Below are 26,889 nucleotides of genomic sequence, written 5' to 3' on the forward strand. Positions count from 1 at the left end.
TGTTTTTAGAGCAGCCTTATCCCTATGAAGGCTGCTCTTGTTATCAAAAAAGGCTATAAGGAGGAAAATCACATGTTCAGCATCCTTCGTAAATATAACCGCAGCGTCATTGTGGCATGGCTGTTCTCTTATGTCACCGTATTAATGGTGCCGATTCTGATCAGCTTCGTACTGTATTCATTCTCATACCATCAAGTGAAGAGCGAGACCAATCGGGCAAACGAATTGCTTCTTCAGCAGATGGAAATATCCATTGACAGCAAGCTGAAGAGTCTGGAGCGTTTAAGCCTGGAAATTGCGTTAAATAAGGGGATATCGGCATTTTCCAGCGTGGAGTTACCGATTCGTGATCATCAGTATTACGATGTGTTCAGCATATCGGAAAGCCTGCGAACTTATAAAAATGCAAACGATTCGATTGAGGATATTTACGTGATGTATTTGAACAGTGATACGGTGATTTCGACGTATGGTCATACAAGCGGCAGGGGGCTCTATCAAAAGCTGCGGCAGAATGACGATACCTCCTATGAGAGGTGGATGGAACTGTTCGAGCAAAGATATGTAAACGGTTACAAATGGATGAAGTTTCAAGATGGTCTTCAAAGCTTCCCGGTAGTCGTATTTGCACATTCCCTCGTATTTAATTCCCCGGCCCAGCCCCCGGCTGTTGTCCTGTTCTTGATCAAGGATTCGAAACTAATCGAGAGCGCTCCTCGGCAAAAGGATGCCAGTATGTTCATTATAGATACGGATAGCCGGTATATCGCTGCATCACAACAGGATCCGGCCGTACCAGCTGGTCTAAGTTATGAGCAGCTGCAAGGCGATAGCGGAATGATCTATATAGGCTCGGACGCGGAGCAGTTCGCGGTTTCCTATATCACGTCGCAAGTAACCGGATGGAAATATGTATCCATACTGCCAGCGGCATTATTCAATGAGAAAATGAAAGACTTACGCCAACTGACATGGATCAGCATCGCCCTGAGCTTATTAATTGGAGGTATTGTTACGGTTTTGTTTTTACGCAGAAACTATATGCCGGTTCAAGTGATGCTGCAAAGTTTATCCAAAAAATTCGGACTGAGGTTTGACGGGGGAGCCAATGAATACACGTTCCTGCAGGGAACGATTCAGCAATATTTTCATGACAAGGCAGATATGCAAACGGCGCTTCACAAGCATCGCAATACAATACGGGCGCATTTGTTGCGGCGACTCTTAAAGGGATACGCCGATCATGATCAGTCTCTCCATACAACGTTGCCTGCACATGATATACAGTTTCAATCCGACCGATCTGTTGTCCTACTGATATCGATCGATCATTATGGCAAGTTTGAGCAGTTTGGCATTCGCGGGCTCCCGGATCAGAAGCAGCAAATGCTTTATTTCATACTAACGAATGTGCTTGAGGATACGGCTTCCGATGAAGCGCTTGTGTTTACAACAGAAATGAACGATGCGCTTGCTTGTGTCGTTAATTTCGAAGCAAGCCTGCCAGCGGAGCAGGAGCAAACCGTATTGAATCGAATACTGGCCCAGGTTCAAGATTTCATGCGAAAGCATATCGAAGCAGAGCTTACAGTAGCTGTGGGTCAGGTTCATTCGGATTTGCACGGCATCGCGCTTTCTTATCAAGAGGCGCAGGCCGCCCTTGAATATCGGATTGTGATGGGGAGCGGGCAGTTCATCCCGTATACGGACACTCTTATGGACAGGAGCAAGCAATTCCGTCAATTTTATTATCCTTTAAGTGTCGAGCAGCAGTTTATAGGCTTGGTGAAGAGCGGGAACTACGACAAAGCGGAAGCCATTTTGGATGATATATTCCAAGCCAACTTTTCCAAGCACCCGGTTTCGGTTCCACTCGCCAAATGCCTGATGTACAACCTGGCAAGCACGATGCTGAATACGCTTGAGGAAGTGAGAGCGGGCAGCAAGCGAACCTATGAAGATCATATCATCGATGCGGATCTATTGCTCGAATGTGATCATGTGCCGGAGATGAAGGAACGGATGAAACAGATGCTTGCGCAGGTCTGTGAATGGATCCTGGCCGAGAAACGGAATCACCACCGTTATTTAATCGAAGATGTCTCGCAGTATGTCCAAGAGCATCTGTATGACCCGAAATTGAATATTTCAATGATTGGCGACGCTTTTCAGATGACCCCCTCATACGTATCGAGACTGTACAAGGAGTTTACAGGAGAAGCCTTACTGGATACCATTAACCGCCTCCGTCTGTCCAAAGCGAAAGAACTGCTTGTTCTGCAAAAGCTTACTGTCAATGAAATCGCTAGCCGCGTCGGCTATGCGGATGTCAGTACGTTTTTGCGAATCTTTAAAAAATTCGAAGGTGTGACCCCCGGGAAATATCAGAAAGCCGCACTGTAAACCGGATTTTTCATGAAAAACCATCGATTTTTAAGGAATTGCCTGCGATTTTAGATTTTGTCTATGGTAAGGGATACGGGTTTTATTGAACAATGACAACGGATAGGGCAACATGCTGGCCTATCCGACACCTTATCTTACAATCGGGGGAATGATGATGGTTCAACGTTTGCTGGTCAAAGACAGCTTGTTGCGAAATTTGAAGTCAGGACTGACCGCCATATTGTTAACAAGTCTGATGCTTGCGGGATGTTCGTCAGGCAGTAAGGATAACACGCCTGGCGCTAAGCCGAACGAGGCCGGAAAGGGTACATCCACTGCAATCGGTTCATCGTATCCGCTAAACACAACCGAATCGATCACGTCGTGGGAAATCTTGAACATGAATGCGGTAACCTTCTATTCTAACCTTGCAGAAACGCCGTTCGGGAAAGCGCTTGCCGATAAAACAGGAGTTCAGGTGGAGTATATCCATCCGAATGATCAGCAGACGGCCGAGCAATTCAATCTGATGATTGCGTCCGATGAGCTACCAGATGTCATTGAATACGATTGGACCGGACGAAGTGCGGGCTCTTATCCGGGCGGACCGGAGAAAGCCATTCAGGACGGCGTCATTCTGGAGCTCAATGAGCTGATTGATCAGTACGCGCCGAACCTGAAGAAGAAACTCGAAGCGGATCCGACGCTTGACCAAATGGTCAAGACAGACAGCGGCAAATATTATGTATTTCCCATGATTCGCAATCCGTCCGGGCTCGTCTTCCGGGGTCCCATGATCCGTCAGGATTGGCTGGATGAGCTTGGTCTTCCAGTTCCAACGACTATAGAGGAGTGGGAGAAGACGTTAATCGCCTTTCGTGATAAGAAGGGTGCCAAAGCACCGCTCAGCGTGACTTACACCGGAGGGAATTTTGAGATCCGCGATGCCTTTATCGGAGCTTACCGCACCTCAAACTCCTTCTATGTGGACGATGAAGGCAAGGTGAAGTATGGACCCATAGATCCACAGTATAAAGATTTTCTGACTTTATTCCGCAAGTGGTTTGCGGAAGGATTGTTTGACAAGGATTTTGCGCTCACCGATACCAAGGCGTTGGATAACAAGATTTTGACGGGGCAGACCGGCGCTACAGTGCATCTTCTCAGCGGCGGCATGGGAAAATGGATGGATGCCATGAAGGAGCAGGATCCGAAATTCAAGCTGGTTGGCGCTCCATATCCAACTCTTCTTAAAGACGAAGTTCCTTTTATTGGACAACGGGATTTCAAGTACAATCCGGGACCAAGCAAAGCCATTACAACCGCCGCGAAAAATCCGGAACTGATCGTACGCTGGCTTGATTATGCCTACAGCGATGAGGGCGCGATGCTCTACAACTTCGGCATTGAAGGAGAGAGCTACGTGATGGAGAACGGTGCTCCGGTGTATACCGATTTGATTAAAAATAATGAAAAGTACAGTCTGCAGCAGATGGTATCGCAGTATTCCAAGCCGAATGGACCATACGAAGCGGATGAACGCCGGAACTGGAATACGTACACTGAGCAGGATGAGGCCGTGAAAGTATGGGCGAAAACGGATGCCGAGAAGCATGTACTGCCTGGCTTCCTGACGCCAACCGCTGAAGAAAGTAAGGAGCTTGGCAAGATTCTAACCGAAGTAAGTAACTATAAAGAGGAAATGTTTGTGAAGTTCATTGTCGGCAAGGAGCCGATGGAGAGTTATGACAAGTACGTGGAGCAAATTAAGAAGCTGGGGATTGAACGCGCAGTTGAAATCTATCAAAGCGCTCTGGATCGATACAACAGCCGATAATGAATTCTTAAAGCCGAGGGGAGCGGAGCGGGTTCATCCCCGCTCGATAACCTGAACCTTCAATAGACAGAACATAAGGAGTGAGCACGGTATGGCGAAACTTCCGCCTCCGACACGCACGTCAATTCCTTCGAACTCGGCAGGACTGAATCCTCGAAATTGGGGCTTGCTGAAGGACATTAGTAAAAATCGTTTCCTGTACATCATGTTAATTCCGGTACTTCTGTACTTTGCGGTTTTTCATTATTTCCCCATGTACGGGGCGTCCATCGCCTTTAAGGAGTTCTCTCCACGGCTTGGCATTATGGGAAGCCCATGGGCTGGCTGGGAGCACTTCGAATCGTTTTTTAACGGCATTTATTTCTGGCGGGTCGTCAAAAACACGCTGTTAATCAGCTTTTATGAACTGCTCTTTGGCTTTCCGGCACCCATTATATTGGCCCTCCTGCTGAACGAGGTGAGAAAAGCCGCATTCAAACGCACGGTTCAAACCATAACGTATATGCCGCATTTTATTTCGCTGGTCGTTGTTTGCGGCATCATTAAGGAATTTACGATGAGTGACGGGTTAATCAACGATATTTTGGCTTTTTTCGGATGGGAACGGGTCTCTCTTCTACTGGAGTCTGAATATTTCCGGACCCTCTTCGTAACCTCAGGAATTTGGCAGAACATCGGCTGGGGGACCATTATCTACCTTGCCGCCCTGGCCGGTATCGACCAGGAACAATACGAGGCCGCGAAGATCGATGGAGCCAACCGGTGGAGGCAGATGTTGAATGTGACTTTGCCGGGGATCATGCCTACGATTATCATCCTGTTCATTCTTGAGATCGGCAGGCTGATGAACGTCGGCAGCGAGAAAGTCATCTTGCTCTACAACCCCTCAATCTACGATACCGCAGACGTCATAAGCTCCTATGTGTACCGGGTCGGGCTGCAGGAATTCAATTACAGCTTCAGTTCGGCAGTAGGGCTGTTCAATTCCGTCATCAATTTCACGCTTGTCATCGGCTCAAACTGGCTGAGCCGCAGAATGAACAAAACCAGCTTGTGGTAGGAGGTGAAAGGAATGGAATGGAGAGCTGGCAATCGATCGGTCGGTGAAAAGCTGTTTGATGTTTTTAATTACATCTTGTTGACCGTAATCACGTTATGTACGTTATACCCATTGATTTACGTGCTGTTTGCTTCCTTGAGTGATCCTACTCGTTACATGCAGCATTCAGGGATTCTATGGAAGCCGCTGGATACAACATTTAACGCGTATCGGCTCGTGTTTGACAATCCGATGATTATACAGGGGTATCTGAATACGTTTTTAATCGTTTCGGGCGGTTTGGTGCTCAATATCACGTTGACCGCTTTCGGAGCGTATGCGCTGTCCCGTAAAGGTTTGCGATATCGCAAGCAGCTGATGCTGTTTATCGTATTCACCATGTTCTTCAGCGGCGGCTTGATTCCGCTGTATTTTACAGTAAAAGGCCTGGAGCTCACAAATACGCTGTGGTCCTTAATTATCCCACAGGCCATATCTGCTTTTAATCTGATTATCATGAGAACGTCTTTTGAAGCGGTGCCTGATAGTCTGGAGGAATCGGCCAAGATCGATGGGGCCAATGAATTCGTCATCCTATTTCGGATTATGATGCCGCTGTGTATGCCGGTCATTGCTGTCATGCTGCTGTATTACGGTGTCAGCCACTGGAACTCGTGGTTCCAGGCCATGATCTATTTGCAGGATCGTTCCTTGTATCCGCTTCAGCTTGTCCTGCGGGAGCTGCTGCTTCTGAATGATGCAAGCTCCATGGCAAGCGGAGCGAGCGGAGGAGAGGTGGCCGTTATTGGTGAAACGTTGAAGCATGCGACCATTATCGTTGCGACGGTACCGATTCTGCTGGTCTATCCGTTTTTGCAGAAGTATTTTGTGAAAGGTGCTTTAATTGGTGCCATTAAAGGATAACGACAGGAGGAATATGATGAGTAAATTAAAGATTCAACATGAACTCGATTTGGATATGTGGTGGAATGGTGCTCAGTTGAAGGTGGACCGGATGTTGGGTAGAAAGCCTGAGCTTGCTCCGCATGCGGCCAAGGACGGGGAATACGACGGCTTGACCCTGGACAACTGGATTTCAGGGTTTTGGCCGGGAATGTTGTGGATTTTTTACGATATGACTGGAGATGCGAAGTACAAGGAAGCGGCGTGGGAGTGGGATATACGGATGGAACGATTGACTCTGGAAGAGAGTCGCTTTCATCATGATGTCGGGTTTCAGTATTTGCCGACAGCCGTACTGAAATATAAGTTAACCGGCGATGCAGATGGTAGAAGACGAGGGCTTGCGGCAGCTAACTTTCTGGCCGGACGATTTAATTTGGCAGGCCAGTACATCAGGGCATGGAACAAGGATCTCCCGGGCTGGGCTATTATCGATTGCCTGATGAACCTGTCCCTCTTGTACTGGGCTGCCGAGGAAGGAGGAGACCCAAGATTTCGCCACGTTGCGAATGCCCATGCGAATATGGCTTTGCAGCATATGATCCGTGCTGATGGATCCACCTGTCATGTTGCTTCGTTTGATCCGGAAAGCGGCGAATTGCTGGAGTATATGGGCTGGCAGGGTCATGGCCCGGACTCCTGCTGGTCAAGAGGGAATGCGTGGGCGCTGTATGGAATGGCTAACGCTTACCGTTACACGAACAATAAGGATTATTTGTACGCCGCCGAGCGGGTAGCTCATCATTTTATAACTTCCTTACAAGGGCAGGGGGTACCCCTATGGGACTTCCGGGTACCGAATCCCGATACCGAGCCTCGTGACACCTCCGCTGCGGCCATTGCAGCTTCCGGTTTGTTGGAGCTCGCTGCCTTGACAACTCCGGAAGTTGGGGCTGTTTACCAGAAAGCCGCTGAGCGAATCGTCCTGGCATTGTCGACGGAGTATGCAGCATTCCAGGCTCCTGAGCATGAGGGAATCCTGCTTGGCGGAACCGGCCATAAGCCGGCGGATACGAATATCAATGTGTCGCTAATTTATGGGGATTATTATTACATCGAGGCTCTGGCGAAGCTTCGCGGTTGGGTCCATCGCGTATTCTGATTGGTTATGGGACGTTAATATTCGAAGAGAGGTGAACGGATATGAAAACGTTATTGAACGCTTTAAACCAACGGTATCACAGATCTATAAGTATGGGTCTCGTCTTGATCCTTTTGATCGGAACACTGATGATGTCGCCTTCAGAAGCCCAAGGGGCTTCGAGTGATGCAGGAGGGAGCAGCAGGATGAATCGAATCGAAAGCACGGTAACGGCAAGCAGCTACCAACCGGGCACGAATTACGTACCGGGGAATGTATTGGATGGGATATGGGGCGAGGACGCGGAGAGCCAGCAAAGCCGCTGGTCCGCATCGGGTCAAGGTCAATGGCTGCAATTTGATCTAGACACGGAACAAAACGTCACTTATGTGAACATCGCCTTTTTGAATGCCAGAGAGCGTCAGTCCAGCTTTGAAATATTAGCTTCGAATACTGAAGATTTCAAATCCGTCACCGTTGTTTTGGAACAACAGTTCAGCCGGCAGCTGAAACCGGAAGATAGTATCATGCAAACATATGTATTACAGAAACCGGTGAAGGCCAGGTATTTGCGGTTGATCGGATATGGCAATAACGCCAGCGGAAGCTCGGGAAACTGGAACAGTATCATGGAAGTAGAGCTTTACGCAGGGAAAGTGCCGGGTGAATCACCGGAAGAGCCACAACCACCAGTTCCTCCAAACGCTGGCGAAGAGAAGGAGGAAGATGTGAAGCTTCCGGAGATGAAGCGCGTCTCGGTCAGCACGGCGGAACAATTGCAGCAGGCACTGGATCAGGCTGTGGCCGGTACGCTGATTGAACTGAAGGATGGGAACTATGAGCAGAACGGTCCGTTTGTTGTGAAGGATAAACACGGCTCCGCGGCCTATCCGATTCGGATTACCGGGAAGCCCGGCAAGGCAATCATTAGTAAGAATAGTTATATACACATTGAAAATTCAAGTTATGTGGAAGTCAGCGGTCTCACGTTCCGGAACGGGATCGGCGATGAGAATGGAACGCAGACCTTGAATGACCGTGGATTGGCGCATCGGGCGCTTACCGGGGTTCATCCAGGGATTCAGCTGGAAAGCTCCAGCCGAATCTCTATTTTGGGCAACACCTTTGCTTTGGATGAAACAGGTCAGCCCTACCGATTTAAAGCTCAAAACCGATATGTATGGTGTCTCCTTAATGTGGAGAACAGCTGCCGGTACAGTGAGGATCGGTATGACCCTAACGGAGAAGTTTATAAGGGGTTAACGCCCTTTGAAGATCCGAAGCTCATTACGGATAATGGCACTCACAGACATTATATTCGAGTCGAAGGAACGAGCAGCCATAACCGGATCGCTTATAATGATATTGGTCCGAAGAAGGGCTTTGGCGCAGTCCTGATTTATGATGGTGAAGGGCATAGTGGACAGCATATATCGCAATACGACGTCATTGAGTATAACTATTTTCACGGGATTGGTCCCCGGGTAACCAACGGGTTGGAAGCCATCAGGCTTGGACTTTCCAGTACCTCGCTCTCTTCCGGTTATATTACGATTCAGTACAATTTGTTTGACGGGTTTAACGGTGAAGATGAAGTGATATCGGTGAAGAGCAGTGACAATATCATACGGTACAACACGATTCGTGATTCATACGGCGGTATTGTGTCGCGACATGGAAACCGCAACAGCTTCTACGGCAACCATCTGATTGGCGATGGAGTGACACCAGGCAGCAGCGGGTTCCGGATATACGGCAACGATCACAAAATCTATAACAATTACATGGAAGGTCTTACGGACAAAGTGATTCGTCTTGATGGCGGAACACATGATGGCGGACCGGAAGGCAGTACGAATCCAATCGTTCGTTGGGGTGGAAACCAAGAGCAAACGGCAAGGCTTGGCGATCTGCCTGCCGAACAAAGAACGGAACTTTTGCGCGGACATTGGCGGCAGTATAACGTTCAGATTTACAACAATACAATCGTGAATGTCGGCAACCAAACGACAACTTTCAATCTGGGCGGCAGAACCTATCAGCCGGTAGGGACTAAGATTTATAACAATCTGATATTTAGTCATGCAGGGACGATATTTCAGGAAACTGATGCGGTGATACAGGCACCCGAACAGGAACGGGCTGAGTACATGGGAAATATGCTCTCGGGGAATGCACCGATTTCTAACAACCCCATCGTGGACAGAGCGATGACCAAACAAGAGCTTCATTTGGTGCGCAGTAAGGACGGTCTCATTCGATTATCCGTCTATAGTCCAGCCGTAGACGCTGCCCTGACTCCATTCGTTGCAGCGGACGACATGGATGGCCAGATTCGCTATATACCTGACGTGGGTGCAGACGAATATGCGCCAGGCAAGCAGCGATCCAATCCTCCGCTTACCGTCCATGATGTCGGCCCGGAAGCCTGGATGAAATGAAGGTGAATACCATGACCGGCACCATCATTCTGCCTTCATCCCGATTCTTCGAACTTTGGACGTCACACGATAATCAAAGGTTACGCTTTTATAGATTTCACCCCATTGCTCTGCAGATTTAACATGGCTTTTCCAATACGATGATTCTTTGGCTCTTACCAATTCGCCGAATCCGAATATATCGGATTCTTTTTTTTGCGTCTTTTGGATTAATCCGATTAATAATTCTGTAATGGAACGTTCATTCTCGCGAGCAATTTCCTCCAGAATTTTCGAGTTATCTACCGGGATGGTATCAGAGTTTTTTTCTTCGATATTAATCTCCACGTCTCAATGTAGATAATCGCCTCGTCCAGCCCTTCAATGGCTACGACGGATTTCCCCCTTAGCAGGTTGTCGGTCAGAACGGAGATTTTCCTTTCCGAATACCCCTCGCTAGAAAGAAGAAGTCTAAAAAAGATGTTGCCTTGGCTCCCGTAGTTTTCCGATCCTGATCGTTCACATAGTGTTAGATTTTGGTATGACTGCAATCACATATACGAAGATAGGAGTTTCATATACTTGGGTTGTAAGAGTGAAAAAGTTCACAAAGACGCATTTAGTCTAAGGAGGTTTGAACATGAGTTCATTCACGCTTCAGAGTCAGGTATCCGATATCGTTACATCCATTCCGCAAACCGCGGATTTATTCCGATCACTTCGCATTGATTTTTGTTGTGGAGGGCAGGTGCCTTTAGAAGAGGCGGCTAAACAGCGCAATTTGGAACCCGCCGCCGTTTTGGAGCAGGTTCGGTCCGTGGAGAGCAAGTTTGCAGATTATCAAGAAAGCCGTCCGGCTTCACTGAAGGAATCCGAACTGATTGAATACATCCAGCAGAAACATCATGCCTTCTTGCGGGATGAATTACCTGCTTTAACGCCGTATGTGACGAAATTAGCCCGCGTTCATGGGGGGCATCATCCCGAACTTCTTCGGGTGCAGGAGCTTTTCTCCGATCTGAAAAAAGAACTGCTGGATCATACGAAGGATGAAGACGAGCATGTATTTCCGCTCATTTTGAAATTTGTTGCAGAGCCTAACCACCAGGCTGCAGCGGAGCTTAAGCCGCATGTGTCTGAACTGGAACATGAACATGCTCAAGCAGGCAAACTGCTTCAGGAGCTCCGGGAAGTAACCGCTGATTTCGAACTTCCGTCGGATGCCTGCGGTACGTATCGGTTGGTCTATCAACGGTTGGCGATGCTTGAAAAGGACACCTTCGAGCATATCCATCTGGAAAACAACATCTTGTTCGAACGGATTCGTCAAGCGGTATAACCTTGATGACCGTGTGAAAGTGAATTAACGTATGCTGGATGAATATTAAATACAAAATAACGTGGCGTCCCAAAAGTAGATTTAGTTGCTTGACGTACGGCTCTCATAAACAGAAAGTGTGTCAAATAAAGCCATGGCGGTGCTCAGGATGTTATTCCCACACCGCTATGGCTTCTGTTTTGATCATTGGCCGCCTTCTTGAGCAAATTATGGGCAAGCGAAAGCCGAGGGAGACCTCCAGGCTCACGGTCTCCCTCGGCTTTCGTACATGTTTTTTTGAGCGGACAACCTTCGCAGCTTTCGCTTCGATAGATCCGCTTCCGTAAGAAACCGTTCCTTTCGTAAATGGTTTGGGTAGCACCTCCATTTTACCAAAGAACGGTTTCTCTGCGTCTAAAAAAGTAAGCAATCTGCACGGCGTAGCGGAGAGGACGAAACGATTCCGGACAAGCGTCAGCGCTCGCCTTTGCTCCCACATTTCATCCTTGCTCAGAACCATTCCAAGAAATGTGGGGGCAACAGCGATGGTAGGAACGATTCGTACATGGAGCGTCTTCTAGCAGCAAGAAGGGGGGGCTCTCGCAAGATCTAAGATCTTTTGGGACACCCCCGTTATTATTCTGCACTTATTTAACGTATAGACTCCCTTGCCCTAGGAGAGAGAAGAGGTCAAAGAAAATTCACTTAACAATTACCTGTATTTAGTCGATAATTATATTGATCAGTTGGAATTATTCTACACAGGAGGGTTCATATGGATTACTCGAAATTAGGAAAACAATTCATAGCTGGGGAATGGCGAGACGGTAAGAGCGGTAAAACGCTGCCTGACATCAATCCATACAATGATGAGGTCATTACTGCTTTTCAAATCGCAAACGTTGCAGACATTGATGACGCATATCAGGCTGCCTATCAAGCTAAGCTGGAATGGGACAAGGTTAATGCTTACCAGAAACGAGACATTCTTGAAAATGCCGTTAAATATATTGAATCGCATGAGGAAGACATTTCCTCCATTATTGTTCAAGAGCTGGGCGGAACGCGTCTGAAGGCGGCGTTCGAGATCGGTCTTGTGAAGAATATGATTAAGGAAGCGGCTACGTTCCCCCTTAGAATGGAGGGAAAGATTTTACCTTCCACAGAGGATGGCAAGGAGAACCGCTTGTATCGGATCCCGGCTGGCGTGGTTGGGGTTATCAGTCCATTTAACTTTCCTTTCTTCTTGTCCATGAAGTCTGTCGCCCCAGCATTGGGTGCTGGCAATGGCGTCGTGCTGAAGCCACATGAGGATTCGCCGATTACGGGCGGAACCCTGATCGGGAAGATTTTCGAAGAAGCGGGCGTACCGAAGGGTTTGTTGAATGTTGTGGTGACAGATATTAAGGAAATTGGCGATGCGTTCGTTGAGCATCCGATTCCGAGAATCATTTCTTTCACAGGTTCGACTAAGGTCGGAAGCCATATTGGTCAACTGGCCGTCAAGCACTTCAAGAAGCCGCTGCTTGAGCTCGGCGGGAACAGCGCGTTCATTATCCTGGAAGACGCTGATATCGATTACGCGGTACAAGCGGCGACATTCAGCAGATTCACACATCAAGGCCAGATCTGTATGTCGGCCAACCGGATTCTTGTACAGAAGTCGATCTATCAGGAGTTTGTAGATAAATACAAAGAGAAGGTTTCTACCCTGACAACAGGTGATCCGAGCGATCCGCAGACCATTATCGGACCCGTCATCAACCATCGGCAGGCAGAGACACTGCAGAAGCTGATTGAGAAGGGCATTGAGCAAGGTGCAGTTCCATTGATGCGAGGGAATATCACCGGTAGAATGGTGGAGCCTACCGTCCTTGTCAATGTTAAACCGGATATGGAGGTAGCACAAGAGGAGTTGTTCGGCCCGGTTGTGTGCATCATCCCATTCGAAACGGAAGAGGAAGGCATTGCCATTGCCAACGATACACGTTTTGGCCTTAGCGGGGCTATTCACACCTCCAATCTTGAACGTGGTGTAGAAATGGCGAAGAAGGTCCACACAGGCATGATCCATGTGAATGATGTAACAATTAACGACGAACCCATTGTAGCATTTGGCGGAGAGAAGCAGTCGGGGTTGGGGCGTCTGAATGGGCAATGGAGCCTGGATGAATTTACGACCATGAAGTGGATATCGGTTCATTACGGGCAAAGGAAATTCCCGTATTAAGGGTTGGGGGAGACACGCATGAATAATGTGACTGAAGAGCAAACACAGCATGAGCTGATTAGTGCCTTTGTAAAGGTAGCTCCATTGCTGAAAAGTCTAACGAATGATGATATCACGATTGGCATTTATGATACGGAGAAACTTATCATTAATATTCCGGGCAAAACCTTCTCGCTGAATGTGAGCTCGGGGGACCCGCTTGTTGAGGGTGATATTGTCACCAATGCGATTCGGAATAATACAGCTTTATCGGCTGTCGTTCCGAAAGAGCTCTTTGGATTTCCGCTGGCTGCGCGCGCGATCCCACTGCACGACGAACAGGGCAGGGTTATCGGCGGTGTAGGCATGGGGACAAGTCTCGAAAAAGCGAATGCGCTGTTTGAGATGGCCGAGAGTTTTTCGGCAATTGTCGAACAGACCACCGCATCCATTGGAGATATCAGTCAATCGATTGCTCACCTTACCGAACGTGTGACCGACGTAACGAACCAAATGACGGACGTCAGCTCCAGTGCGCAGCAGATTGGGAAGATTTCCAGCGTTGTTAAGGAGATTTCGGATCAGAGCAACATGTTAGGCCTTAATGCTTCTATCGAAGCGGCGAGAGCGGGGGAAGTCGGAAGGGGCTTCTCGGTTGTTGCCGATGAGATTCGGAAGCTGGCGACAAGCTCCAAAGAGAATGTGGACCAGATTAATGGTATCACGAAGAATATTCAGGAATTTTTGCAGCGGTTGAATCATGCTTTTTCCGATATCCACACCCTAACCGATACCCAGTCAAGGGCGATTCAGGAATTCTCTACAACGATCCATGAGATTAGTATCAAAGCTGAGGAGCTAGCGCAGGTTGCTGAAGAAAGCCTACACGCAAAAGAAAATAAGCAATAGAAAATCACGATGCTTACGTACATATAGACATGGATGGCCGCATATCTTTTGCGGCTTTTTTTTTGACGGCAATTATTTTGTAGAAAAGTGACTTTAGACCAATTTTTCGATTCGTAGCGTATTTCATAGGCTCGATCGATAGAATCAAGCTCTAAAAACCTACCTAACCGGCAGGTTTTTTTCGTTGATCGGGGAAATGGCAATAGCTTGCATGGTGTAGGGTACCTTGAAAGCAAACATATGAAGCGAATTAATATATCACTGATATATAATTTTTGATTCAGGACCGCAGCGTTGAGATTTAACATAGAATTTACAAGACTTTTACAAATATATCATTGAATATGTCAGTGACATTAATTAAGTTTAAATTAGATCCCTTGCGGATTACGAGTCGACTCAACGATTAGAGGGATAATTTGATGAAAGATGTACGTTTGATTAAACAGAATCAATTATATCACCGGGTGGCTGATCAGGTAATCGAAATTATTCAGAGCCGTAGGCTGCGGCCACATGATCCTGTTCCATCCGAAGGAGAGCTTGCCAAGCTGTTCGGCGTGAGTCGAATGACGAGCAAGCTGGCGCTTCAAAAGCTGGCAGAGCAGGGACTGGTGTACCGCCTGCCCCGAAGAGGGACCTTTCTTGCCCAGCCGCTAGAAGGATTGATGGCCGAGGGAGGAACTTCTCCCCAGGTCATCGAGGCGGCGCCGAGTGTGGACAGGCCGTTCGGACTGATCGCACTCATTATGCCCCATCTATCTGATTACACTTCCAGAATCATCGCCGCCGCCGAGGCTGAAGTGCGAAAGCACGGGTGCGACCTCATTTTAAAAATGACGAAGGACTGCGACGATGAGGATCTTTGTCTGGAAAGGCTGGCCGAAGGAGGGATCACCGGTATCATTCTGTTTCCTCAGGGGCGGAAGACCTGCAGCGATCAGGTGCTGCGACTAAAGCTTTGCAAACTGCCGCTGGTGATCATCGATCGTATTTTCCATGAAGTGGAGATCGATTGCGTGTATCACGACCACTATATGGGCTCTTATCAAATGACGAAGTATTTGATCGAGAAGGGGCACCGGGAAGTCGGATACACTTCGAATCCGATCGACAATATCACAAGCCGGAAGGAACGGTATCAAGGCTATATCCAAGCGCTGCTCGACCATAAAATTCCGGTGAAGATCCAGAACATTCATTTTCGAAGCGTCGCTTGCGATACCAGCCGTATTAATGAGTGCGATCCGGAACAGGAGCGGTTTATTCAGGACAACCCCCGGATGACGGCCATCATGTGCGGGGATGACCATGTCGCCATCTCGACCATTCACACCGCACTGCAAATGGGTATTCCGGTTCCTGAAAAGCTGTCCATCGTCGGGTTCTCCGATATCCAGTTAGCGGCATATATTCCGACCCCGCTTACGACGGTTCGACAAGATACCGAGAAACTTGCCCGATCGGCCGTTGATTTGCTGATGAAGCGCGTTGGCAACTCCAACGAGAATCCAATCACCATTAAAATTCAAACATCGATTGTAGAACGACAATCCGTTCAGTCCAGGACGTAAAATGGATCACTACAGTGGCAAGGAGACATGACTTTGAAAATTCACTTTCTAGGAACTGCAGCCGCAGAGGGCTTTCCCAATGCCTTTTGCCGCTGCGAGCATTGTAACAAAGCGCGGGAGCTTGGGGGAAAAAATATCCGCACGCGAACTTCCGCCATCCTGGACGATGTCATCAAGTTTGACTATTCCCCGGATTCCTATATGCAGGCGCTACGGGACAATATCGATCTGGGAGCAATCGAGCACCTGTTGGTCACGCATTCGCATTCGGACCATTACAATGCCGTTGATCTAGAATGCCGCAGGGAAGGAATTGCGCACGGCCTTCAGCATCCGATGCACATTTATGGGAATGGTACGGTGATGCATCACACGCGTGCCGCCATCGGCCGCTTTGAAGGACAAAGGTATCAATTCCATCTGTTGCGCCCGTTTGAGACCTTCGCTATGGGCAATGCAAGGGTAACGCCATTGTTGGCGGATCATGACCGCATGGAAACCTGTCTGTTATACGTGATCGAAAAGGAAGGAAAAAAACTGCTGTACGGGCACGATTCGGGCTGGTTCCCGGATGCGACATGGGCATGGTTAAAGGGCAAAAATCTGGATTGCGCCATCCTCGACTGCACGCATGGATATACGGGGAACTCCCGCGACCGCAATCATATGTGCGTGGAAACGGTGCTGGAAGTCCAGCGCGAGTTCCAAAAAGAAAATATCCTTAAGCCTGAAGGCCAAATCGTCGTCACACATTTTAGCCATAATTCCAAGCTGCTTCATGAGGATTTTGTCCGCATCTTCAGCCCCGTCGGAATTTTGCCGGCATATGACGGGTTGATTATCAACATTTAAACCAAATAAAATGACACGATCAAAGGAGAGTTAAGGGATCATGAGAAAACTTTCAATGGCGCTACTTCTCATTATGTGTGTGATTGTATCGGCTTGCGGAGGCGGCAACAATGCCGGCAATGCAAACTCGGGCACTTCGGAGTCCGGGGCTCCGGCCGGAACACCGGCTGCGTCGGAATCGTCGTCTACCGAACCGGTCCAGAATGAAAAGCTGATCGTGTACACGAATGCAAACTCTGACGGCCGCGGCGAATGGCTGATTGAGAAAGCGAAAGGTGCGGGCTTTGACATCGAAATTGTCGGAGCGGGCGGCGCCGACTTGACGAACCGGTTGATTGCCGAGAAGAACAACCCGATCGCGGACGTCGTTTACGGCTTGAACAATATGCTTTATGAGAACTTGAAAAAGGAAGACGCTCTGGCTAAGTTTGTTCCAAGCTGGGCCGGAGATGTGGAGCAGGGCTTGAACGATCCGGAGGGCTACTATCATGGCCTTGTGAAGCAAGCGATTCTGCTGGGGTATAACCCGAACGAATTCACGGCCGAAACCGCGCCAAAGGACTGGACCGACCTTTATAAGAACGATGCGTACAAAGGGAAGTACGAAGCCCCTACCCTGCTTGGACAAAATACGCCTCGTCTTATTGTAGCGGGCATTCTGACCCGTTTCCAAGATCCGAATGGTGATCTCGGTATATCCGAGGAAGGCTGGAATGAAATTCAGCAATTGTATGACAACGGCGTCAGCGCAGTCGAGGGCGAAGACTTCTATGCCAATTTGGCCAGCGGCAAAACGCCGCTAGGGGCGCTCGTTTCCGGAACCCTGCAGCAGAAGGAAGAGCAATATAAAGTGAAAGCAGGCATTGTCAGTCCCGAAGTCGGCGTACCGATGGTCGTGGAACATGCAGCGCTCGTGAACGGAACGAAGAAACAGGCAACGGCGGAGCGGTTCGTGGAATGGCTCGGATCTAGCGAAATTCAAGGAGAATTTGCGGCTGAGTTCAATGCCATGCCGGCAAATACAAAAGCGGTCGAGCAAGCCAATGATTCCGTCAAGGAGCTGTTTACTTCGTTAAAACCACAAGATTTCGATTGGGCCTTTATTGCCGAAAACATGGATCTGTGGGCGGAGAAAATCGAGTTGGAGATTATGCAATAAATATGATTACATTCCAGAACGTTGACATTAAATTCGGAGAATTTCATGCGGTCAAAAACCTTAATTTGCATATTCGGGAAGGGGAATTCTTCACGTTCCTCGGTCCCTCGGGTTGCGGGAAGACGACGACCCTCCGCAGTCTGGTCGGGTTTATTATGCCTACGAGCGGACAGATCCTGCTGAAAGACACCGACATTACCCGTTTGCCGATCGAAAAAAGAGAGATCGGGATGGTATTTCAAAGCTATGCGCTGTTTCCGACGATGAATGTGTACGAGAATATCGCTTTTGGCTTGCGTGTCAAGAAGTTTTCCAAAGCGGAAGTGGACCAGAAGGTAAAGGACATTGCTCGGAAGGTTGATCTGAAAGATGATCAGCTGTTCAAGAAAGTATCGGAACTATCCGGCGGCCAGCAGCAGCGCGTTGCGATTGCCAGGGCGCTGGTTTTGAAGCCAAGCATCTTGGTACTGGACGAGCCTTTATCCAACTTGGACGCCAAGCTGCGGGTACAGCTGCGCAATGAGCTGAAACAATTGCAGAAGAAATTCGGGATCACAACGATTTATGTCACGCACGACCAGGAAGAAGCGTTAACGCTGTCCGATCGGATTGGCGTATTCAATCATGGGGTCCTGGAGCAAGTGGGCACGCCCATGGAAGTTTACAATCAATCTCAAACCGAGTTTGTATGCAATTTCATAGGAGATATTAATCGGATCGATCCGCGGATGGTAGAGAACAGCCGGTTGAAGGATATTGTTCAGCCAGGGAATATCGCCTATATCCGCAATGAGAAGGTAAGCCTGCTGCCCCTGCAGGGGATCGATACGGTCCAACTGAAAGGCAATATTGCAGACCGGGAATTTTACGGTTTATACAGCAAATACCTATTGGAGATTGCCGGCGGCGGACGGTTAAAAATCATCGAAATAGAAAGCCCGCTCGTCCATCATGAGGTCGGTGACGATGTAGACATCTACCTCCCGGCCCGCGATATTTTGCAGTATCCGATGAAGGAGGGGGAAGCATGAATGCCCGGAACCTGAGCACCCGGCTGGCTTCCATAAACCCTTTCTCGATCCTTTTATACGGGTTGATTGTCTGGTTTGTCATTGCCTTCCTGATTTATCCGAACTTGAATATTTACGGCGAAATATTCTTTAAAGACGGCAAATTTACGCTGGAAGCGGCAGAGAAGCTGCTGTCGTCCGAACGCGCGATGAGAAGTTTATACAACAGCTTTATTCTCGCTTTTTCGCTTGTCATTACGGTAAATGTGGTGGGCATTACGCTGGTTTTGATTTCGGAATATTTCGATATCAAAGGCGCGAAGATTTTGCGGTTGGGTTACTTTACGACCCTGATTTACAGCGGGGTCGTGCTGGTGTCCGGCTATAAATTCGTCTATGGCGAAGAGGGGTTTATGACCAAGCTCTTAGTTCAATTGTTCCCTTCTTTTGATACGACATGGTTTCATGGCTATTGGGCGGTTCTATTCGTCATGACGTTCGCCTGCACGTCCAATCACTTTCTGTTCCTGAGCAATGCGATTCGCAAAATCGACTTCCAAACGGTGGAAGCCGCGAGAAATATGGGAGCGTCTACTGGGTATATCCTATGGCGGGTCGTACTTCCCGTCCTGAAGCCTACGATCTACGCGCTAACGATCCTGACTTTTCTCACCGGCCTGGCTGCGACGTCCGCGCCGCTTATCCTCGGGGGCAAGGAATTCCAGACGATTACGCCGATGATTCTGACATTCTCGAGAAGCATGACGTCAAGAGACTTGGCTGCGCTGCTGGCTCTAATTCTCGGAGTGGCCACACTGGTGTTGTTGACCGTGATGATCCGGTTCGAACGTAAGGGCAACTTCATGTCGGTCTCCAAAGTCAAATCGGAGCTGGTCAAACAAAAAATCCGCAGCAAATCCGGTAACATAGCCGCTCATATTCTGGCTTACGGCCTGTTTGTTCTCTACATCGTTCCGGTTGTGCTGATCATCATCTTTTCGTTCACCGATGCGGCCAGTATCTCGACCGCCACGTTGAATTTGAACAGCTTCACCTTGGATAATTACATTCAAGTGTTTTCATCCATGTCGGCATTCAGGCCTTATCTCGTAAGTATTCTATATGCCGCGGCAGCCTCGGTCATTGTCGTCGCATTGGCGCTGGCCGCGTCAAGGATCTTACATAAATATAAGAACAAGTGGGCGCTTGCCCTCGAATACGCATTGCTGATTCCGTGGATTCTTCCCTCCACGCTGATTGCAATCGGACTGATCGTAACCTTTAACACGCCAAAGCTGATGATCGGGAATACGGTGCTGGTTGGCACGGTCTGGATGCTTCTGATTGCCTATGTCATCGTCCATATTCCTTTCACCCTGCGAATGGTCAAGGCCTCCTTCTTCAGCTTGGACAGCAATTTGGAAGACGCTGCAAGGAATTTGGGTGCCAAACCGTTCTATACGTTCAGAAAAGTATTGCTGCCGATCATTCTACCGTCGACGCTAGCTGTTCTTGCCTTGAATTTCAACGGAATTTTGGCCGATTATGACGTTACCGTGTTCCTCTATCATCCTTTGTACCAGCCGTTAGGAATCGTCATCAAGAACAGTACGGATGCGCAGGCGCTAGCAGATACCAAAGCGTTGACATTGGTTTATTCAGTGATATTAATGATCATGTCCTCCGTTACTTTATATTTCGTTTATGGAAGAAACAGCAGATCCTGAGGGCACCGGGTTTACTTGTCACACAGGGACATGCTCGGTACAACTAGATAACACCAGCGATCCGTAAAGAGGTTTTTCCACTATGAAAAAGACAACGGTTAGGGAAACAACCGATTCCACTCATAAAATATCGAAGATTGAAGCTTCAGTTAAGGCCCGCCGGAAGGTTCATAAAATCTCTGCTCGTGGGTTGAGCAGAGATTTTTTTGCGAACATATTTCTTACCAGGCTAAGCTATAGATCAATAAAGCCACCATCTATGATCCCTGTATGGGTGGGGAGTAATGTTGAAGATCATCCCAATGAGGTGTCGCTACGTTCGCTCGAATCTTCAAATGATCAAAAGCTTGCTGTAAAGCAGTCATCTCGTTTGCTGACACCGCCTTATCACTTAACAGGATTCTGCCAATCGGGGTTGATAGCATTATCTTCAACAGGATGTAGAACAGCTTCCTTTTTTTGCGGGCGAATTGCTTTTGAGCAGCAGGCGTAACCGTAAATCCGTTTTTCTCCAACACTTGATGCCCTTCATCTACAGCATGGATAACAAGCTTGAGAAGCTTTTTGTCTTTTGCGGCTCTGCGCAAATTACCGTGATATGTAGAAGCAATGGAATTCAATGCCAAGATCATGACAAAATGACTTTTCAGCCACTCATCCATATTTGTAAGGTAAGTCCATTTATATTTGGTGTTAACTAAAGCCTGATCGATTACCGAGCGCCATGAAAGATCCTCTCCTAAACCTCCGATCGTTATTTGGGTTCTTGGGCTGCGCACGCTAATGACACGGGCATCCTCTCTCCAGCCAGCGATCGTCTGAAAAGCGAAAGCAACCTTTTTCGCTACCGGGCTATGGGTTTGCAAATACTCCTCCATTTCCCCAGGACTCGCATTGTTGCCCATTATAACGATGTGGCTGCTATGATTCGCTGCAAGGGTAGGCAGCACAGCCTCGAAATCCGGATATTTCATCACAACAAAAATAAGGTCATAAACATCGTTTGGCTGAAGTTCTCGGATTACACTTACATGACTAACCGTGGTTTGGAGCTGAAAATAATGTCGAATGACATTGCCGTTCTTCTCTAACTCCTCTGCTCGTCGTCCTCTGGCCAGCATCGTGACGTTGTGACCTCCACGCACCAGCTCGTGGGCTAAATAACTGCCCAGAACCCCAGCGCCATAAACCAATATTTTCATAGTAACTCCTCCATTAGGGTTAAACGATTTGATCAAACCGTGTTTTCTCAAACACTTATTTTTGTTTTCAGTATAGTTTTTAAATAATTGATGCAATATTTAAAAATTACAGCTTGATTCTATATGGATATCGACCGGACTGTCAAGAAGTTTTTAAATATCGACCCCGAAATTTAAAAACCACTCTTTTTATGGTAAACTACTTGTAGCGACGAATACGGGAAGTGAGTGAAAACGGATGAATAAATTCGAGATAAGAACGCAGCAAAAGAAGGATGCGATCATTCATGCCGCATTAAAGCTTTTTAAAGAAAAAGGCTTCATCCATGTCAGCATCAAGGACATTGCCGAAGAATCCGGTGTATCGTCTGTATCGCTGTATAACTACTTCGGCAGCAAAGAAGGGGTGGTTACTGAATGTGCGAACGTTCTGATGCAAAATACCATCCATATGGCCAAGGAGCTGTTGAAGCAAAATATCGAGTTTAAAGACAAGCTATCCCAAGTACTGGAGATCTGTGCTGAGCATGACTATCAATTGCTTTCTACACCGGGTGCAGTTGAGGATCAGGTGCTGGCGAGCTTATATAGTGAAAACACCAATAAAATTAGAACTGAGCTTATTCAGGAATTTATTGAGCGGGGGAGGAAGGAAGGGGCGATTCATTCTTCTGTTTCTATGGAGACCCTTTTGGAATTATTAAGTGTTGTCGGGACGCTCCAAGCTTCCTGGGCAAGATCCGGGAATTATAAAAATAAGATGGCTGAACTTAACCAGCTTCTCTTGTATGGTTTCGTTGGACGCCACTAAAATCAATCATAAAATGACCTCCGACGATCCAGGTAGGAGGTTATTTGCGCTTAACGATGCTTACGGAAACAACGCAAAAAAAGGAAATTAGCCTCCCAAGGAGAACCATATACTACTTGAAGGAGGATGCTTTTTATGCCTAAAACCATACTTGTGGTCGATGATGATCCGGATATTATAGGTATGCTTAAACTTTATCTGGAGGCAGAAGGATATAGGACTTTGGAGGCTTTTGACGGGAAAGCAGCCCTAGAGCATCTGCGAAGCAAGCACGTGGATCTCGCACTCTTTGATATCATGATGCCGTTCATCGACGGATTCCAGCTGCTCCGCATGATGCGGCAGGATTATAAAATCCCGGTTATTCTCATTTCGGCCAAAAATCAGGAACTTGATAAAATAACCGGTCTCAAGCTGGGGGCAGACGATTATGTGTCCAAACCGTTCAGCCCGCTCGAAGTGATGGCGAGAATTCAGGCCCAGTTAAGACGTTCTTATGAGTTTAATGAGCCGTCGGAGTCGGAAGCTCCCACGTTATCCGAAACCTGCGTCGGAGACCTGAAACTGGATCACCGCGAATGCATGTTATATATCAAGGGAACACCGATTACACTCAGCGCAATTGAGTATAAATTGTTGAAATTGTTTATGGGGGAACCGGGGCGCGTATTTACGAAAAAGATAATTTTTGAACAAGCCTGGGACGAGCATTATCTGGCTGACGATAACGCCGTCATGGTCCAAATCAGCAGGCTGCGCGATAAAATCGAAGCTTGTCCGAGGAATCCTGTTTATATCAAAACCATTCGCGGGCTCGGATACCGATTTGCGAAGAAAGATGAGTTACAGCCATGAAATCTCCTAATCGTCTGCAGCGTTCGCTGATTCGCCAATATATTTTTTTCTTTGTTACGATTGCACTTATTGCCGTGTTTTCGCTATTTGTATTAAATGCGTTGATCATGGATTATTTTATGGAGGCTACCGGACCGGTCAAGACGGAGGCTGGAGTCATGGGCAGTCCAACAGCCGTGCCAGGCATGGACAGCGATCAGCATGAGAGAGTATTTTATAAAATGGCCTTCCAAGCCCTGCTGCTCTTTCTCGCATTGTTTGCAATTACCGTTTATGTCTTCGGAAGATGGACGGCTTCCCGGCTCACCACCCCGCTTAGCTCCATAGCGGACGGCATACGGAACATCGCCAGCGGACACTACCACAAAAGACTGAATTTTAAAGCGAGTTATGAGCTTGCGCAAATTCAGGACGATTTCAATGCTATGGCGGAGCGGCTTGAACGGATGGAGAGGGAAAAGCGAGAGCTTGCGGAGAGCAAGCAGCGAATGCTGATCGACATTTCCCATGACCTGAAGACACCGATGACGACCATTCAGGGTTATATCGAAGCGATGGAAGTAGGGCTCGTCGATTCGGAAGAGAAAAGGCAAAAAATCCTGCGTTTGATTTCCGACAAAGCCAGTCTGATGTCAGAGCTGATCGACGGTATCTTCGAGCTGTCCAAGCTGGATAGTCCCGACTATCCTCTTGCTGTTGAGGCATCCGACATTTCAGAATTCACAAGGGAAATTGCAGCCGAGTATTACGAGGTGTTCGAAGAACAGAAGTTTCATTTTCAGTACGATATTCCCGATTGTGAGATCATCGTCCCATTCGACGCGACCTGGTTATACAGGGCGGTTTCTAATATCTTGTCCAACGCAATCCAATACAACCCGCCCGGTACAACTGTTGAATTGAAATTGGCAGCGACGGGAAAAGGAGTCGAAATCCATGTTTCGGACGATGGCATCGGAATCCCGGATGTTATGAAGGAAACGATTTTTGATGCCTTTGTCCGCGGAGACCAAGCCCGAAAAAGCGATGGGGGTACGGGTCTGGGACTTGCCATTGCCAAACAAGTGGTAGAAAAACATGGGGGTAACATCACGCTGACCACGAACGGGCAAACGAAATTCGTTCTTTTTCTTCCTAACGAATTGTAAGATTACTGAAAGATTCGAGAAAGTGCAGAGAAAGAATGATCCGGTAACCTAAGGAGTAGAAACATCACTATATTGGTATGCAGGAGGACTGGAGAGATTGGAAATACAAAGAGAGAAAGAAAAAGAGAAGGGTGGCCCTTATTTTCGAAGAATAATTGTAAACCGGAAGCGCCGGGGGAGGTTATCCCCTGGATGGAAGGGTGCGTCGCTTGGGCTTGGCGCCATCGCCTTTATCCTGATTCTGATACAGGCCAATTATCTATTGACGGGGCATGGTTTCGGTAAATTCATCGTCGGCACATTCCTGTTTGTCTTAGCGGCAGCGCTTATAAGCGGCCTGGCTGCATTATTGCTGCACGGAGTCAAGAAACTGCCAAGCCGTTATATGTGGATATTGCTGTGCTCCCTTATCATGCTTTTATTCTCTTTCATAGGGCCGCTGGAAGTCTCGGTGGTTTTCATCGTGTTGTTTGCCGTAGTTTTTTCTTTGTTTGGTGCATTGGCTTATAAATTTGCAACGGGAAGCTACAAGCAAGCGTCCAACACTAGGAAGATCGGCGCCCTGGCCTGTTTATCCCTGATCACTGTCGTGATCGGAGCCGGCAGCTTCTGGTTGATTCGGGCTGGGGATGAAGCCCCTCCGAACGTAACTTTGAAACAGCTGAGAAGCTCAACCCGATATGATGACACGGCGATGAGCAACCCTGCCGAACAAGGTGCATTTCCCGTCAAAAGCCTGTTATACGGAAGTCCTGACAACTACAGGAAAGAGTTTAACCAAAGCGGTTCCCTAACCACTCAAACGGTGGATGCGTCCGAGTTTGTTGAGAAATGGTCACCCGGGCGCACAAAGTCGCTTGGGTTCGGACCCGAGGCCATGCCGTTAAACGGTAAAGTGTGGTATCCCGAAGGGGAAGGCACCTTTCAGCTTGTTTTGATCGTACATGGTAATCACTTAATGAATGATTATTCCGATCCGGGTTATGAATATCTCGGCAGGCTGCTGGCTAGTAAAGGGTATATTTTTGTCTCCGTGGATGAAAATTTTCTTAATGTCTCTCCATACGAGGATATGTTCCTGATCAGCCCGCTGCTGAGTGAAAATCCGGCAAGAGGCTTGCTGCTGTTGGAGCATTTGCAAACCTGGAAGGGATGGAACCGTGATCCGGACCACCCGTTTTATCAAAAGGTCGATATGGAACGAATCGCCCTCATCGGGCATTCCCGAGGCGGCGAAGCGGTCGCGATCGCGGCAGCCTATAACAAGCTCAGCCGTCATCCGGACCATGGCCACATCAAGTTTGATTATAACTTCTCGATCCGCTCGCTCATATCCATTGCGGGCACGGACGGGCAGTATAAACCTCAAGGCAAACCGCTGCCGCTGCAGGACGTGAATTATCTGGCTTTGCATGGAGCTCATGATATGGATGTCATCAGCCTGGACAGCGTGAAGCAATATCACCGGATTAGTTATACTAAGGGCACAAATTACATGAAATCGCTGGTCTATATTTATGGAGCTAACCACGGCCAGTTTAACGGAGGCTGGGGCAGAGGGGATGTGGCAGGTTTGGGGAACCAACTGTTTAACCTACGTCAAATTATGCCGCGGGATGAACAGGAAACCATCGCAAAAGTGTTCATATCTTCGTTTCTGGATGCCACGCTGAAGGACCAACGGCAATACCGGGAGGTTTTCAGAGATTTGGGTTATGCCAAGGAATGGCTCCCCGATACCCTGTACATCGGCAATTATTACGATTCGCAAACGATCTTACTGGCGGATTATGAGGAAGACGTTGATTTGCAGAGCACCACAATTCCCGGCGGCAGCCTGATGGGCGAGAACCTCCAGCAATGGAAGGAGGAAAAGGTGAAGGTCAAAATGGGTGAAGCGGCTTACAGCGCGGCTCGCTTAGGCTGGAATTCGAACGGATCTGTCAAACCGGCATCCTATACGGTTACTTTGCCGGATCACGGAGTCAAAACAGGAATGGAAAGCTCCATCGTATTTTCGCTAGCGGATGCCCGTGGGAAAGAGGAAATCAGCGACCCGAAAGAGCTAATCAATTTTACGATTACCGTCGAAGACAAGAAGGGCCATCAGGCAAGTCTTCCCCTTAGCCATATATCCAAATTGCCACCTGTCATTGAAGGTAAACTGCTGAAATGGCCATTTTCTAAAGCAGGGAATACCTCGGAACCCGTATTTCAAAGCTATGATTTCCGTCTAGATGATTTCAATAAAATGAATCCGGAATTCAATCCAGAGCAGCTAAACAAGATTCGTATGGAGTTCAACCGGACCGAGCGGGGAACCGTGCTGCTTAGTGATGTGGGCATCCGATTATAAACGATAAAAAGTCGCCTGAAATGGCGACTTTTCG

The 26,889-nt window shown here is 48.0% G+C and carries 20 protein-coding genes and 1 pseudogene; 18 read left to right on the forward strand and 3 right to left on the reverse strand.

Going from position 1 to position 26,889, the window contains the following annotated elements; genetic code table 11:
• Positions 1-72 precede the first annotated feature (72 nt).
• The 6 genes from ACOZB4_RS00890 to ACOZB4_RS00915 all read left to right on the forward strand — a co-directional run bounded on the left by ACOZB4_RS00890 (position 73) and on the right by ACOZB4_RS00915 (position 9,746).
• On the forward strand, positions 73-2,403 hold the full coding sequence (locus ACOZB4_RS00890) for a helix-turn-helix domain-containing protein (protein ID WP_379408944.1): 2,331 nt from the start codon (positions 73-75) through the stop codon (positions 2,401-2,403).
• A gap of 157 nt (positions 2,404-2,560) precedes the next feature.
• Entirely contained in the window at positions 2,561-4,222 is a 1,662-nt protein-coding gene (locus ACOZB4_RS00895; protein WP_422759448.1) for an extracellular solute-binding protein, read from the forward strand.
• A 91-nt stretch (positions 4,223-4,313) separates the two neighbouring features.
• The gene (locus ACOZB4_RS00900) at positions 4,314-5,282 is read left to right on the forward strand and encodes an ABC transporter permease (protein ID WP_379408936.1); all 969 of its coding nucleotides are present in this window, start codon (positions 4,314-4,316) and stop codon (positions 5,280-5,282) included.
• A gap of 12 nt (positions 5,283-5,294) precedes the next feature.
• Positions 5,295-6,185: a carbohydrate ABC transporter permease gene (locus ACOZB4_RS00905; RefSeq protein ID WP_379408933.1), complete on the forward strand. Its 891-nt coding sequence runs from the start codon at positions 5,295-5,297 to the stop codon at positions 6,183-6,185.
• A 16-nt stretch (positions 6,186-6,201) separates the two neighbouring features.
• Positions 6,202-7,326: a glycoside hydrolase family 88 protein gene (locus ACOZB4_RS00910; protein ID WP_379408929.1), complete on the forward strand. Its 1,125-nt coding sequence runs from the start codon at positions 6,202-6,204 to the stop codon at positions 7,324-7,326.
• Between the two features lie 185 nt (positions 7,327-7,511).
• Positions 7,512-9,746, forward strand: coding sequence for a chondroitinase-B domain-containing protein (locus tag ACOZB4_RS00915; protein WP_379408926.1), 2,235 nt, complete (start codon positions 7,512-7,514; stop codon positions 9,744-9,746).
• Between the two features lie 24 nt (positions 9,747-9,770).
• On the opposite strand, the gene ACOZB4_RS00920 is transcribed toward ACOZB4_RS00915, so the two are convergent.
• Positions 9,771-10,073 (reverse strand): Ger(x)C family spore germination C-terminal domain-containing protein, encoded by a 303-nt coding sequence (locus ACOZB4_RS00920; protein WP_379408923.1) that lies wholly within the window; start codon positions 10,071-10,073, stop codon positions 9,771-9,773.
• Positions 10,074-10,365: 292 nt separating this feature from the next.
• Between ACOZB4_RS00920 and ric the strand changes: the two genes are divergently transcribed.
• On the forward strand, positions 10,366-11,064 hold the full coding sequence (gene ric / locus ACOZB4_RS00925; RefSeq protein WP_379408919.1) for an iron-sulfur cluster repair di-iron protein: 699 nt from the start codon (positions 10,366-10,368) through the stop codon (positions 11,062-11,064).
• 241 nt (positions 11,065-11,305) lie between these two features.
• Here ric and ACOZB4_RS00930 read toward each other — a convergent pair.
• Positions 11,306-11,390, reverse strand: a pseudogene (locus ACOZB4_RS00930) (transposase); the annotation flags it as partial.
• Between the two features lie 428 nt (positions 11,391-11,818).
• Between ACOZB4_RS00930 and ACOZB4_RS00935 the strand changes: the two are divergent.
• The 7 genes from ACOZB4_RS00935 to ACOZB4_RS00965 all read left to right on the forward strand — a co-directional run bounded on the left by ACOZB4_RS00935 (position 11,819) and on the right by ACOZB4_RS00965 (position 20,483).
• The gene (locus tag ACOZB4_RS00935) at positions 11,819-13,273 is read left to right on the forward strand and encodes an aldehyde dehydrogenase family protein (protein WP_379405150.1); all 1,455 of its coding nucleotides are present in this window, start codon (positions 11,819-11,821) and stop codon (positions 13,271-13,273) included.
• 18 nt (positions 13,274-13,291) lie between these two features.
• On the forward strand, positions 13,292-14,161 hold the full coding sequence (locus ACOZB4_RS00940) for a methyl-accepting chemotaxis protein (RefSeq protein ID WP_076323354.1): 870 nt from the start codon (positions 13,292-13,294) through the stop codon (positions 14,159-14,161).
• A gap of 422 nt (positions 14,162-14,583) precedes the next feature.
• Complete coding sequence (locus ACOZB4_RS00945) at positions 14,584-15,735, forward strand: GntR family transcriptional regulator (RefSeq protein WP_379405152.1); 1,152 nt, start codon at positions 14,584-14,586, stop codon at positions 15,733-15,735.
• A gap of 33 nt (positions 15,736-15,768) precedes the next feature.
• A complete protein-coding gene (locus ACOZB4_RS00950; RefSeq protein ID WP_076323356.1) occupies positions 15,769-16,587 on the forward strand; it encodes an MBL fold metallo-hydrolase in 819 nt (272 codons plus the stop codon).
• Between the two features lie 40 nt (positions 16,588-16,627).
• The gene (locus tag ACOZB4_RS00955; RefSeq protein WP_379405155.1) at positions 16,628-17,746 is read left to right on the forward strand and encodes an extracellular solute-binding protein; all 1,119 of its coding nucleotides are present in this window, start codon (positions 16,628-16,630) and stop codon (positions 17,744-17,746) included.
• A gap of 2 nt (positions 17,747-17,748) precedes the next feature.
• On the forward strand, positions 17,749-18,777 hold the full coding sequence (locus ACOZB4_RS00960; RefSeq protein ID WP_379405157.1) for an ABC transporter ATP-binding protein: 1,029 nt from the start codon (positions 17,749-17,751) through the stop codon (positions 18,775-18,777).
• Complete coding sequence (locus tag ACOZB4_RS00965; protein WP_379405159.1) at positions 18,774-20,483, forward strand: ABC transporter permease; 1,710 nt, start codon at positions 18,774-18,776, stop codon at positions 20,481-20,483. Before ACOZB4_RS00960 ends, ACOZB4_RS00965 begins: the two co-directional genes overlap by 4 nt.
• Before the next feature lie 257 nt (positions 20,484-20,740).
• Here ACOZB4_RS00965 and ACOZB4_RS00970 read toward each other — a convergent pair whose 3' ends face one another.
• Positions 20,741-21,685: a ketopantoate reductase family protein gene (locus ACOZB4_RS00970; RefSeq protein ID WP_379405161.1), complete on the reverse strand. Its 945-nt coding sequence runs from the start codon at positions 21,683-21,685 to the stop codon at positions 20,741-20,743.
• 238 nt (positions 21,686-21,923) lie between these two features.
• On the opposite strand from ACOZB4_RS00970, the gene ACOZB4_RS00975 reads away from it, so the two are divergent.
• From ACOZB4_RS00975 to bahA, 4 genes are all read left to right on the forward strand, one after another.
• Positions 21,924-22,496, forward strand: a complete 573-nt coding sequence (locus ACOZB4_RS00975; protein WP_379405163.1) for a TetR/AcrR family transcriptional regulator — start codon at positions 21,924-21,926, stop codon at positions 22,494-22,496.
• 135 nt (positions 22,497-22,631) lie between these two features.
• The gene (locus tag ACOZB4_RS00980; protein WP_379405165.1) at positions 22,632-23,351 is read left to right on the forward strand and encodes a response regulator transcription factor; all 720 of its coding nucleotides are present in this window, start codon (positions 22,632-22,634) and stop codon (positions 23,349-23,351) included.
• Positions 23,348-24,499 carry a HAMP domain-containing sensor histidine kinase gene (locus ACOZB4_RS00985; protein ID WP_379405167.1) on the forward strand — a complete coding sequence of 384 codons (1,152 nt, stop codon included), beginning with the start codon at positions 23,348-23,350 and terminating at the stop codon, positions 24,497-24,499. Before ACOZB4_RS00980 ends, ACOZB4_RS00985 begins: the two co-directional genes overlap by 4 nt.
• A 97-nt stretch (positions 24,500-24,596) precedes the next feature.
• Complete coding sequence (gene bahA, locus ACOZB4_RS00990) at positions 24,597-26,855, forward strand: bacitracin amidohydrolase BahA (protein ID WP_379405169.1); 2,259 nt, start codon at positions 24,597-24,599, stop codon at positions 26,853-26,855.
• Positions 26,856-26,889: the final 34 nt, after the last annotated feature.

It is taken from the genome of Paenibacillus sp. NPDC058898, from assembly GCF_049316025.1.
Taxonomy (GTDB): Bacteria; Bacillota; Bacilli; order Paenibacillales; family Paenibacillaceae; genus Paenibacillus_AQ.

What these genes read in the sequence shown, in the direction of transcription:
- ACOZB4_RS00960 (WP_379405157.1), top strand. Translation starts at nt 17,749, where the DNA reads ATGATTACATTCCAGAACGTTGACATTAAATTCGGAGAATTTCATGCG.
- ACOZB4_RS00905 (WP_379408933.1), top strand. Translation starts at nt 5,295, where the DNA reads ATGGAATGGAGAGCTGGCAATCGATCGGTCGGTGAAAAGCTGTTTGAT.
- ACOZB4_RS00975 (WP_379405163.1), top strand. Translation starts at nt 21,924, where the DNA reads ATGAATAAATTCGAGATAAGAACGCAGCAAAAGAAGGATGCGATCATT.
- ACOZB4_RS00890 (WP_379408944.1), top strand. Translation starts at nt 73, where the DNA reads ATGTTCAGCATCCTTCGTAAATATAACCGCAGCGTCATTGTGGCATGG.
- ACOZB4_RS00985 (WP_379405167.1), top strand. Translation starts at nt 23,348, where the DNA reads ATGAAATCTCCTAATCGTCTGCAGCGTTCGCTGATTCGCCAATATATT.
- ACOZB4_RS00945 (WP_379405152.1), top strand. Translation starts at nt 14,584, where the DNA reads ATGAAAGATGTACGTTTGATTAAACAGAATCAATTATATCACCGGGTG.
- ACOZB4_RS00955 (WP_379405155.1), top strand. Translation starts at nt 16,628, where the DNA reads ATGAGAAAACTTTCAATGGCGCTACTTCTCATTATGTGTGTGATTGTA.
- ACOZB4_RS00895 (WP_422759448.1), top strand. Translation starts at nt 2,561, where the DNA reads ATGGTTCAACGTTTGCTGGTCAAAGACAGCTTGTTGCGAAATTTGAAG.
- ACOZB4_RS00970 (WP_379405161.1), bottom strand. Translation starts at nt 21,685, where the DNA reads ATGAAAATATTGGTTTATGGCGCTGGGGTTCTGGGCAGTTATTTAGCC.
- ACOZB4_RS00940 (WP_076323354.1), top strand. Translation starts at nt 13,292, where the DNA reads ATGAATAATGTGACTGAAGAGCAAACACAGCATGAGCTGATTAGTGCC.
- ACOZB4_RS00910 (WP_379408929.1), top strand. Translation starts at nt 6,202, where the DNA reads ATGAGTAAATTAAAGATTCAACATGAACTCGATTTGGATATGTGGTGG.
- ACOZB4_RS00915 (WP_379408926.1), top strand. Translation starts at nt 7,512, where the DNA reads ATGAATCGAATCGAAAGCACGGTAACGGCAAGCAGCTACCAACCGGGC.
- ACOZB4_RS00900 (WP_379408936.1), top strand. Translation starts at nt 4,314, where the DNA reads ATGGCGAAACTTCCGCCTCCGACACGCACGTCAATTCCTTCGAACTCG.
- ACOZB4_RS00980 (WP_379405165.1), top strand. Translation starts at nt 22,632, where the DNA reads ATGCCTAAAACCATACTTGTGGTCGATGATGATCCGGATATTATAGGT.
- ACOZB4_RS00965 (WP_379405159.1), top strand. Translation starts at nt 18,774, where the DNA reads ATGAATGCCCGGAACCTGAGCACCCGGCTGGCTTCCATAAACCCTTTC.
- ric (WP_379408919.1), top strand. Translation starts at nt 10,366, where the DNA reads ATGAGTTCATTCACGCTTCAGAGTCAGGTATCCGATATCGTTACATCC.
- ACOZB4_RS00935 (WP_379405150.1), top strand. Translation starts at nt 11,819, where the DNA reads ATGGATTACTCGAAATTAGGAAAACAATTCATAGCTGGGGAATGGCGA.